This is a genomic window from Collinsella aerofaciens (assembly GCF_027679495.1).
Classification (GTDB): domain Bacteria; phylum Actinomycetota; class Coriobacteriia; order Coriobacteriales; family Coriobacteriaceae; genus Collinsella; species Collinsella aerofaciens_AK.
Genome location: NZ_JAQEKC010000043.1, coordinates 1 through 9,795, shown reverse-complemented (window position 1 = coordinate 9,795; position 9,795 = coordinate 1). Strand labels below are relative to the sequence as shown.

Sequence of the window (9,795 nt, the reverse complement as noted above, 5' to 3'; positions counted from 1 at the left end):
GCCGTTGCCGCGCCCCGCAGTGCCCGCTTCCCCCGAGAACAATTATCAGTGCAGGTAGATGGCTTGCGGATTTTGCGAAAAGTCGGTTATGGTCGACCCGTGCGGGTTAAACGTAGTAGATAGGCCGTTTTTGTGGCGAAGCCTTGGCAGGATGCGGCAAAGGGGTTGTCCCTTTGCCGCATTGCCTAGTCTAGGCGGAGCGGATCGTGGGGGTAGGCGTTGAGAATCTCGACGCCGTTCTCGGTCACCAGGGCTAGGTCCTCGATGCGGACGCCGGTGCGGCCGGGTAGGTATATGCCCGGCTCGATGGAGAACGTCATGCCCGGCTCTACGACCTGCTCGTTGACGAGTGAAACGTCGCCCGGCTCGTGGTCCTGCAGGCCGATCGAGTGACCCAGGCGATGCGTAAAGTACCGCCCATAGCCCGCGTCTTCAATCACATCGCGCGCGGCGCGGTCCAGGTCGCACATGCGCACACCCGGTGCGATGAGCGCCTCGGCGGCCTCGTTGGCACGGCGCACGATGTCGTAGATACGCGCCGTCCCCTCGTCCGGCTCGCCCCAAAAGAACGTGCGCGTCATGTCCGAGCAGTAGTTGCGACGACGCCCGCCAATGTCGAACAGCACCACATCGCCGCGCTTGAGCACGGTGTCGTCGGGCTCGTGGTGCGGGTCGCCGGCGTTAGCACCAAAGCTCACGATGGGCGGAAAGCTAAAGCCCTCGCAGCCGTGCTTGCGATACAGGCCGAGCATCTGGTCGGCAATTTCGCGTTCCGTCACGCCCTCGTGAACGAGCTTGATGGTATCGGCCATCACGGCGTCGTTGGCGGCAGAGGACGCTCGCATAAGCTCCTGCTCGGTAGCGTCTTTGTAGGTGCGTGCGGCGGTGACAGCAAAGTCGCCCAGGAAAAACTCGCTCGCAGCATGGCGCTCCATGAGTGGCATCAAAAAGCCGGAACGCATGACGGTGTCGATGCCGAGTGGTTTGGTCGGATCGACCTCGCGAGCGATGGCGCCGGCCACGACGTCGGTATCGGTGTGGTAGGCAACGCGCGCATTGTCGTATTCCGGCAGCTGATGCAGCGCGTTGACCAAGATCACGGGCTTGCCACCGCGTGCGAGCAGCACGCCGCAAAAACGCTCGAACATATCGGCATAAAAGCCGGTCAGGTAATAGATCGACCACGGGTCGTTTACGAGCAGCTGTGCGCCGGGGTGCTGAGCCTCGAGCGCATCGAGCACGCGCGCCACACGCTGGTCATCGACATGTGCCATACATCGTCCTTTCGCTAGGGTGCCACCATGGTATCCCAAGCCCGGCACATAGGGACGTTCCTTTTATGCCGGCACCTTGGGACACTCCTTAGCATGGGCTGTCTAGCGAACGTTCGGGCAAAAGTAGCTAAAAGAGGCCCGTCCCAAATGAGCTGGTTTCAAAAGTATGGCGGATTACGGGGCTGGACCTGTATTACTTGACCATGGCAAAAATCGCGAAATTAAAACCGCATGTAGATGGCTTGTCAAAAATTGAAAATGGCCGGTATGGATGGGGGTCTCCGAATCAGCCCCGTAATCCGGCATAGTTTTGAAATGGCACTAAAGTAGGCACAAGCTAAATACCGATTCCAAGGATAGTTGCGGTGGAATAGTTCCTGGATGCCGGGGTTTTGGCGGAAATCAGGAACTATTTCACCGCAACTGCGGAGGAGGACCGGGCGGATGGTGGAGTAGCTAAAAGTGCCCCGTCCCTAATTAGCTACTTGGGCTCGGTCGATGTTCATGCTGGCGATTAGGTTGATGTTGGTGTCTAGGAGGTTCTCTAGCACGACGTCGCCCATGCGGATGGGGGCGTTGACGACTAGGCCTCGGATGAGGTTCATGGCTTGGGCGTGGAGTGCCAGCGGGATGGCCTCAGCCGTGCGCACAGGCAGAAGCGCCTCGTCGCCGCCGGATGCGGCCACGGTGGTGGTGAGCACGCGCATGGGGCAGGTGAGCTCCTGATGCGCGAACTTATCGCCGCGTGGGCAGTTGTTGCCGGTTACGGAGCGCACTTCTACCACGGCGCCGTCTGCGTCACGCTCTACCTCTACGGTCAGGAGGCATTCGGATGGGCAGGTGGTGCAGTTGAACTGCAGCATCTCGGTCGCATTCGTGCTCATGAGCTATGCCTCCTCAATGGGATCGACAGACAGAATAATCTCTCTAGCACCTAGGTCGAGTGCGCGCTGAATCACCTTCGCCGGCAGCGGGAAGCTTTCCATGACGCTCGGCTTAAATGCACGGACCTTGCCTGCGAACAGTTCCTCGCCGCCTGCCAGAATACGCACGCGGGCGGCGTCGACGGGTCGGCGCACGCGGAAGTTTAGCTTGGTGAGCGCCACGGCCGTAATGCGTCCCGGCAGCGCGTATCCCGCGATGCCGGCGGGGGAGACCGTGAGCTCGCAGCCCGTGTCCGCGACCGCGTCCGTCTCGGCTCCGCCGCCCAGCGCGTACGCCGCCGCAGCTGCGCCAGCCCTCTCGGACTCGGTTGTTACGTTGTCGGCCAGGTCGTGCACGTGCAGCACGTTGCCGCAGGCAAAGATGCCCGGCACGCCCGTCTGCAGGCTCTGGTCCACCACGGCGCCGCGCGTGCGCGGATCAAGCTCAACGCCCGCGGCAACCGAAAGCTCGTTCTCGGGAATCAAGCCCACCGAAAGCAGCAACGTGTCGCACGGAACAATGCGCTCGGTCCCCGGAATGGGCGCCAGGCGCTCGTCGACTTGGCTCACCTCGACGGCCTCCACGCGGTCGTGCCCGATCACGCGTGTGACGGTGGTGGACAGGTGCAGCGGAATTCCAAAGTCGTCCAGGCAGTTTTTGACGTTGCGGCGCAGGCCGTTGGCGTACGGCATGAGCTCGTACACGCCCTCGACCGAAATACCCTCGAGCGTGCAGCGACGTGCCATAATCAGCCCGATGTCGCCCGAACCCAAAATGACGGCGCGCGAGCCGGGTTTGAGGTTCTCGATATTGATGTATCGCTGCGCCAGGCCGGCCGTAAACACGCCGGCGGGACGACTGCCGGGAATCTTGATCTCGCTGCGCGTGCGCTCGCGGCACCCCATGGCAAGGACGACCGCGCGCCCGGTGAGCTGCAGCATGCCTTCAGGATTCATGAGCGTGATGGTATGGACCGCGGTGTCTTCCGTAGACTCGCCCGAATCAATCCCAATCACCATGCTGTTCAGGAACAGCGCAATGTCGGTCGAGCGCACCTGGTCGATAAAGCGCTGTGCGTACTCGGGACCGGTGAGCTCCTGCTTAAAGTGCGACAGGCCAAAGCCGGGGTGGATGCATTGGCGGAGGATGCCGCCCAGGTGCTGCTCGCGCTCCACGATGGCCACGTGCGCGCCTGCCTTTTGCGCGGCAAGCGCGGCCGCCATGCCGGCAGGTCCGCCGCCGATAACGACCACGTCGAAGGCTTGCGTTTGTACGGCTTTTACGACGCCGCAATCAATCGCGCTCGATTTGAATTCCGCCATCCTAGCGCACCCCCTTCAACGGTCCCTCAACCAGCCAGGAGCCGGCGTCCTCCAGTAATACCTCGCTGGGGTCGCAGCCCAGCTCGCGGGCAAGGATCGCAACCACGCGGCTCTGGCAAAAGCCACTTTGACACCGTCCCATGCCGGCACGACAGCGGCGCTTGACGCCCTCGACCGAAACCGCGCCCGGGCGGCGTTGAATCGCGGCCACGATCTCGGCCTCGGGCACCGTCTCGCAGCGGCAGACAATCTGTCCCCACGTGGGATCGGACTCGATGAGCTCCTCCTTGCGCGCAAGCGGCGCGCGGTCAAAGTCGTCCGGCGCATGGCGGATCGGGTCCCAATCGGCACGTTCGCGCAGGGCCACGCCGGCGTCGCGCAGTACCTGCTCCATGCGCTCGGCAATGGCCGGCGCGCTCGCCACACCCGGCGACTGAATGCCCGCCGCCTGGAAAAGCCCCGGCACCACGGCCGACTGTCCAATAAAGAAGTCGTTTGTTCCCTGAATGACCGGACGCCCGCCGGCAAATGCGCGCACCACGCGGCGCGTGTCCAGATCGGGCACCAGTTTGCGCGCGCCGGTCAGCAGCGCGTTCACATCGCTCGCATAGGTCTGCGTGTCGCCCGGCTCGCGCACGGCAGCCGTGGCGGTGATCACGGTGTTGCTGTGCACGGTGCCCGTCACGATAACGCCTTTCGACACCGGCGTCGGCACGGGGTAGAGCGGCATGAGCGTGCGCGGCTCCTTGTCCAGCACCACGATGTTGCCCTGACGCCAGACCATCTGGAATTCCTCGGCGCCCGCCATATGCGAGATGTCGGCGGCGCCGTTGCCCGCGGCGTTGATCAGGTAGCGGCAGCGCACGTTGCCAGCGGGGGTCGCCAGCGTAAAGCGCGCGTCGTCACCCGAGCGCGCGACTTCAATCGCTTCCACCGGAGCGGACCGCATGAACGTCACCCCGTTGTCCACGGCGTTCTCCAGCGCGGCGATGGCAACCTCAAACGGGTCGACAAACCCAGTCGAGGGGCACCACAACGCGCACGTTGCATCGGCACTGGCGCGCGGCTCTAATTCGTGGATGCGGTCGGGTCCAACGATCGACAGCTCGGGCACACCGTTGGTAAGGCCATTGCTCCGCAGCTGCTCCAGATGCGCGCGGTCCTCGTCGTTAAAGCCCAACACCATCGACCCGGTGCGGCGGAACAAAAATCCCAGCTCCTGGGCCCACGTGCCATATAGCTCGCAACCGCGGGCGTTGACCTGCGCCTTTACCGTGCCCGGAGCCGGATCGTAGCCTGCGTGCACCAGGCCGCCGTTGGCCTTCGACGCGCCCAGCGCGATATCGTTGGCCGCCTCGACCACGCAAATGGACAAGTCGTAGCGCGCGAGCTGCCGCGCGATGGCGCATCCGGTGATGCCCGCGCCCACAATTGCGATATCAAACGTTTCTGTCACAGTGCCTCCCAGACGAGTTGACAGGCCGTCAATAAGACTATCCTACGGTCCGCACACCCCCAGTGCGACAGCAATGCGGCGAACAGCCCCGCAACACCCGCCAACGGCAGGCGAGTGGAGACCCCGGCAGCGTCGACAACCTCGTCTACCGACAACTACGGCAACCGTTCGTCTCGATCTGTAACAGTTAGACGAGGATTTGGGTTCCAGATGTTACAGATTGAGATGTTAGTCTGGCTGGTCCTCCGTTTGTCTCGATCTGTAACATCTAGACCCGGATTCCGCTCCCACCTGTTACTGATTGAGATGTTTGTGTCCGCACCAGCCCCGCCCCTAGCCGTGGTCCCATATAAACAAACCCCGTGGTAAACTTGACCGGACTGTTAATATTCCGAAAGGTACCCGTAATGTCCAAGTACATCTCCGAGCTCATGTCGCCGCAGCTTATGGGCGTCGTCTATGCCTTTGTTGGCTTTATCATCGCCCTGTATGTGCTGTCGGTCGTCTATGTGTTCATCGACGCTCGCCGCCGCGGCGCCAGCGCCTACGTGGCATGGGGCATCATCGCCCTCATCCCGTTTGTGGGCCTCATTGCCTACCTGGTCCTGCGCCCGCACTCCTACGCGTCCGACCGCGAGGAACAGGAACTGGACATGGCTCTGCGCGAGCGCCAGCTTGCCCAGTACGGCACCTGCCCGCAGTGCGGCGCGCCCATCGAGAAGGACTTCGTCGTCTGCCCGGTGTGCGATACCCAGGTTCGCAACGTATGCCCCAGCTGCCATCGCCCGCTCGATGCGCACTGGAAGGTCTGCCCCTACTGCCGAACTCGCATCCAGTAACGCATCCATCGCCGGGCCGGCCGCAAGCAACAGGCACGCCGAAAGCCACGCGCGCCCCGCAGCCCCGCCCACACGATGAAGCATGCGTAGAAAATCGCCCGCCGTGCCATTAAGGTGCGGCGGGCGCTTGTATACCAAGGCAACCTGCCTATAATGATGCAAGTCAAAAACGCCGAGCGCATTGCACGCACTTGCATCAGGCATCCGAGAGGAGAAAACATACCCATGAAGGCACTCTACAATGACGGTTCGGTGGCCGAGCTCCCGCAGGACGAGGTCACGCACGTCATCCGCCACTCCGCCGCGCACATCATGGCGCAGGCCATCAAGCGTCTCTATCCCGAGGCCGATTTTGCCTATGGCCCCGCGACCGACAACGGCTTCTACTACGACGTCGACCTGCCCGAGGGCGTCAAGATCAGCGAGGACGACTTCCCCGCGATCGAGGCCGAGATGAAGAAGATCGTCAAGGAGAACCTCAAGTTTTCCGTGTACGAGAAGCCCCGTGCCGAGGCCATCGCCCTTATGGAGGAGCGCGGCGAGAAGTACAAGGTCGAGCACATCGGCGACCTGGACGACGACGCCCGCATCACCTTCTATCAGCAGGGCGACTACATCGATATGTGCGTCGGCCCCCACATCTGCTACACCAAGGCCCTCAAGGCCTTTAAGCTCACCGGCGTCTCGGGCGCCTACTGGAAGGGCGACAAGGACAACAAGATGCTCACCCGCATCAACGGCGTCGCCTTTGCCACCAAGGAAGAGCTCGACGAGCACATGCACATGCTGGAGGAGGCCAAGAAGCGCGACCACCGCAAGATCGGCCGCGAGATGGACCTCTTTATGATGCGCGACGAGGCCCCCGGCTTCCCGTTCTTCCTTCCCAACGGCATGATCCTTAAGAACACGCTGCTGGACTACTGGCGCGAGATCCACCACAAGGCCGGTTACGTGGAGATCTCCACGCCGCTCATCATGAACAAGCAGCTGTGGAAGACCTCGGGCCACTGGGACCACTACAAGGACAACATGTACTCCACCGTCATCGACGACGAAGAGTACTGCATTAAGCCCATGAACTGCCCGGGCGGCGTGCTGGTGTACGCCTCCAAGCCGCACTCCTATCGCGAGCTGCCCATTCGCGCCGGCGAGATTGGCCTGGTGCACCGCCACGAGCTGCGCGGCGCCCTGCACGGCCTGTTCCGCGTGCGCTGCTTTAACCAGGACGACGCCCACCTGTTTGTGCGTCCCGACCAGCTGACCGACGAGATCGTGGGCGTGGTCAACCTCATCGACTCCGTGTACCAGAAGTTTGGCTTTAAGTATCACGTTGAGCTTTCCACCCGCCCCGAGGACTCCATGGGTTCGGACGAGGACTGGGCTCGCGCCGAGGAGGGCCTGCGCACCGCTCTGGAGCAGCTGCATATGGACTACGAGGTCAACGAGGGCGACGGCGCCTTCTATGGCCCCAAGATCGACTTCCACCTGGAGGACTCGCTCGGCCGTACCTGGCAGTGCGGCACCGTCCAGCTCGACTTTCAGATGCCGCTCAACTTTGACCTGGAGTACGTGGACGCCGACGGCACCAAGAAGCGCCCCATCATGCTGCATCGCGTGTGCTTTGGCTCCATCGAGCGCTTCATCGGCATTCTGATCGAGCACTTTGCGGGTAAGTTCCCCACTTGGCTGGCTCCCGTTCAGGTCAAGGCGCTTCCCGTCTCTGAGAAGAGCCGCGACTACGCCCACGAGGTGTGCGCCAAGCTGGAGGAGGCCGGCATTCGCGTGGTCTGCGACGACCGCGATGAGAAGATCGGCTACAAGATTCGCGAGGCTCGCAGCATCGACCGCGTTCCCTACATGCTCATCCTGGGCGAGAAGGAGGTCGAGGCCGGCAACATCTCCGTCCGTGATCGTTCCAACGAGACCGTTCAGATGAGCGTTGACGAGTTTGTTGCCAAGGTGACCGAGGAGATCAAGACTCGCGCCTAAGGCGAAGCCAAAGGTTTATAAACCGCATGTATACGCGGCTGTCCCATGCTCGGGGCGGCCGCGTTTTTTATGCCGAGCAAGGGGCTGGGAAGGGTTAGTTGCAGTTGCGCAACGCTCACAAGATGCCGACAACCCCCGTAACTGTTTTGCAAAGTAAAATGACCCCGTAACAATCCAATATTGCCCATATATGAGAAAAGCCGCTGGTAGAGCGGCTTTTTTGTTGCGCAAAAATGTACAGTTTTTCGTATCTTTCGACGAAGCTCATTATACGAATAAATCCAGACCGTTTTCCCAGATTGCGCAAATTGCAGCGAGAGCGGACACATCTCCATACCCCACTACAAAAACCTGTACTTTTGCGACTGCGCCTAGCTGCGAGCGAGAAGCCTGTTCTTAACGCCCCTGCATCCGCGTGCGTCGCGGACGCAAGTTAAGGGGGCGAGAGATGGAACAGACAATGCGGCGCCAAGAGCAGCTGCCCGGCGCTTTTAACGGCGCCACCACCAACAGCCAGCACGGCCGCGTCCGCTGGTATCTGGTCCACACCCCCATTGGAAAAGAGCGCGAGACCTGCGAAAAGGTTCGCCGCATTATCCCGCACGACCTTATGCAGGACGCTTTTGTGATGCAAAAGGAGTTCTGGTTTAAGCGGGACGGCGCATGGTCGCTCCAAACCAAACCTATGTACAAGGAATATTTCTTCGTCGCCACGCACGATGCCGCTGCGCTCGATAGGGCTTTGGCCCAGTTGAGCTTTGGCTGTCGCATCGCCGGTAGTAGGGAGCGGGCGTACATGCCCATGCCGGACGATGCGCAGGATTGGTACCGCAGCGTGCTGGACGACGACGGCGTGGTGCGCAACAGCGTCGCCCGCATAGAAGACGGCGTGCTGCACATAGAGCAGGGGCCCTTGGTGGGGCAAGAGGCCCGTGTAAAGAAGATCGACCGTCATAAGCGCTGGTGCCTTGTAGACGTGGGCGAAGGCGATTCCGCTTTTAGGGAGCTGCTTCCGTTAGACGTGCTCAGTAAGACGTGAGGAGACGTCGCACTGGCAATTCATTCGAAATTTGAATTCATCGATTGGGGGATCCCTGGGGGCAGGGACGTGGATTTGAACTTGACTACTAAAGAAGTGACAGGGCAAAACGTGCCGGTGGGAGCCGCACTTATAGCCCAGGCCATGAATCGCGGCGAGGTGAGCGTGCGCTACAAGGCCATGCAGGCCGTGAAGGACTGGGACCGCACGCGCCTGGGCTACCGTGCCGTGAAGCGCGCGTTTGACATCGTGTTCAGCGGCCTCGTGCTGGCCGTCATCGCTATTCCGAGCCTTGTGCTCGCCGCGGCCATCCGCCTGGAGAGCGAGGGCAACCCGTTCTACGGCCAGATCCGCGTGGGCCAGACCCACCGCGACGGCAGGCTGTCCACCTTCCGCATGTGGAAGTTCCGCTCCATGTACAAAGACGCCGACGAGCGCCTCGCTCATATGACCCAATCCGCTGTCAAGAGCCACAATGGCCCCGCCGACCGCTTGCATCGGCGGGGCCTGCCGTTGAACCCGTCCCGGTCCGCCCCCGGCATGTCGTCGACGCCTTCGGCTCAGTCTCATATCCGCGGATACCGCTCCGGCGGCCCGCAATCCTCTCCTTCGGCGGGGCTCCCCAAGTCTGTCGACGCGGATGCGGCGGCCGCCGCGCGCACAGCGAGAACGGGGGTGTCCCCGAAGGCTGCCCGGCTCGCCGGGACGGGGGCTATGTCTATTCGCCGGCCTCCCGGCACATCGTGCCGAGGGCCCACAGCCACCTCACGAGCTCGGCGGCGGTGGCGGCGTTCGCCTTCGCCTGGGGCATGCCCCTCGCGATCATCTCCTCGCGGCGCCGGAGCAGGCGCTCGGACCCCTTCCTCCCGTGCATCCTTATCTCGAGCGGGACTCCGGAGCCCTTGGGCATCAGCTTCGGCTGGTGGCCGGCCTGGGCGTAGCGCCAGGACCC

The 9,795-nt window shown here is 62.2% G+C and carries 8 protein-coding genes and 1 pseudogene; 4 read left to right on the top strand and 5 right to left on the bottom strand.

Translation table 11 applies throughout. From position 1 onward, the window contains the following. Positions 1 to 185: 185 nt before the first annotated feature. From PGW49_RS10140 to PGW49_RS10125, 4 genes are all read right to left on the bottom strand, one after another. Positions 186 to 1,274 carry a M24 family metallopeptidase gene (locus PGW49_RS10140; protein WP_270226415.1) on the bottom strand — a complete coding sequence of 363 codons (1,089 nt, stop codon included), beginning with the start codon at positions 1,272 to 1,274 and terminating at the stop codon, positions 186 to 188. A 473-nt stretch (positions 1,275 to 1,747) separates the two neighbouring features. Next, positions 1,748 to 2,158 carry a DUF1667 domain-containing protein gene (locus PGW49_RS10135; protein WP_270226414.1) on the bottom strand — a complete coding sequence of 137 codons (411 nt, stop codon included), beginning with the start codon at positions 2,156 to 2,158 and terminating at the stop codon, positions 1,748 to 1,750. A gap of 3 nt (positions 2,159 to 2,161) precedes the next feature. Then, entirely contained in the window at positions 2,162 to 3,520 is a 1,359-nt protein-coding gene (locus PGW49_RS10130; RefSeq protein ID WP_270226413.1) for an NAD(P)/FAD-dependent oxidoreductase, read from the bottom strand. Between the two features lies 1 nt (position 3,521). Continuing rightward, positions 3,522 to 4,976 carry an NAD(P)/FAD-dependent oxidoreductase gene (locus PGW49_RS10125; RefSeq protein ID WP_270226412.1) on the bottom strand — a complete coding sequence of 485 codons (1,455 nt, stop codon included), beginning with the start codon at positions 4,974 to 4,976 and terminating at the stop codon, positions 3,522 to 3,524. Between the two features lie 407 nt (positions 4,977 to 5,383). Between PGW49_RS10125 and PGW49_RS10120 the strand changes: the two genes are divergently transcribed. From PGW49_RS10120 to PGW49_RS10105, 4 genes and pseudogenes are all read left to right on the top strand, one after another. Further along, complete coding sequence (locus PGW49_RS10120; RefSeq protein WP_055251579.1) at positions 5,384 to 5,815, top strand: double zinc ribbon domain-containing protein; 432 nt, start codon at positions 5,384 to 5,386, stop codon at positions 5,813 to 5,815. 225 nt (positions 5,816 to 6,040) lie between these two features. Next, positions 6,041 to 7,804, top strand: coding sequence for a threonine--tRNA ligase (gene thrS / locus PGW49_RS10115; protein ID WP_055309551.1), 1,764 nt, complete (start codon positions 6,041 to 6,043; stop codon positions 7,802 to 7,804). A 448-nt stretch (positions 7,805 to 8,252) separates the two neighbouring features. Beyond that, entirely contained in the window at positions 8,253 to 8,843 is a 591-nt protein-coding gene (locus tag PGW49_RS10110) for a hypothetical protein (RefSeq protein WP_270226411.1), read from the top strand. A 144-nt stretch (positions 8,844 to 8,987) separates the two neighbouring features. Further along, positions 8,988 to 9,290 (top strand): annotated as a pseudogene (locus PGW49_RS10105) (sugar transferase); the annotation flags it as partial. A gap of 271 nt (positions 9,291 to 9,561) precedes the next feature. On the opposite strand, the gene PGW49_RS10100 reads toward PGW49_RS10105, so the two are convergent. Next, positions 9,562 to 9,795 (bottom strand): hypothetical protein (locus PGW49_RS10100; RefSeq protein WP_416335480.1); only part of this gene is annotated, 234 nt, incomplete at its 5' end.

Bases quoted from the DNA above. Each gene is read 5' to 3' on its own strand.
- PGW49_RS10140 (WP_270226415.1), bottom strand. From the start codon at position 1,274: ATGGCACATGTCGATGACCAGCGTGTGGCGCGCGTGCTCGATGCGCTC.
- PGW49_RS10135 (WP_270226414.1), bottom strand. From the start codon at position 2,158: ATGAGCACGAATGCGACCGAGATGCTGCAGTTCAACTGCACCACCTGC.
- PGW49_RS10130 (WP_270226413.1), bottom strand. From the start codon at position 3,520: ATGGCGGAATTCAAATCGAGCGCGATTGATTGCGGCGTCGTAAAAGCC.
- PGW49_RS10120 (WP_055251579.1), top strand. From the start codon at position 5,384: ATGTCCAAGTACATCTCCGAGCTCATGTCGCCGCAGCTTATGGGCGTC.
- thrS (WP_055309551.1), top strand. From the start codon at position 6,041: ATGAAGGCACTCTACAATGACGGTTCGGTGGCCGAGCTCCCGCAGGAC.
- PGW49_RS10110 (WP_270226411.1), top strand. From the start codon at position 8,253: ATGGAACAGACAATGCGGCGCCAAGAGCAGCTGCCCGGCGCTTTTAAC.